The sequence below is a fragment of the Micromonospora sp. DSM 43699 genome (genome assembly GCF_055517075.1).
Window position 1 is genome coordinate 1 of record NZ_JBTMMT010000276.1, and the last position, 371, is coordinate 371.

A 371-nucleotide genomic window follows, 5' to 3' on the forward strand; every position below is an offset into this window, starting at 1 on the left:
GGTGTCGTCGCGGTCGGTGTTTGAGCATCGTGCGGTGGTGTTGGGTCGGGATGTCGCGGAGGTTGTGGCGGGCTTGGATGTGGTGGCGTCTGGTGTGGCGGTGGCGGGTGTGGTTTCGGGGATATCGGGTGCGGGGTCGTCGGTTTCTGATTCGGTTTCTGATTCGGGTTCGGTTTCGGGTTTGGTGTCGGGTGTGGTGGGGGGTTCGGGTGTGGTGGTGGGTTCGGTGGGTTCGGGTTCGGGTGTGGTGGTGGGTTCGGTGGGTTCGGGTTCGGGTTCGGGTGGTGGTGGGGTGGTGTTTGTGTTTCCGGGTCAGGGGTGGCAGTGGGTGGGGATGGGTGCGGTGTTGTGGGGGGAGTCGGAGGTGTTTG

The 371-nt window shown here is 64.4% G+C and carries 1 protein-coding gene; it reads left to right on the plus strand.

Going from position 1 to position 371, the window contains the following annotated elements; translation table 11 throughout:
* Positions 1–16: 16 nt before the first annotated feature.
* Positions 17–371 (plus strand): hypothetical protein (locus AC0AIB_RS31625; protein ID WP_465098145.1); only part of this gene is annotated, 355 nt, incomplete at its 3' end.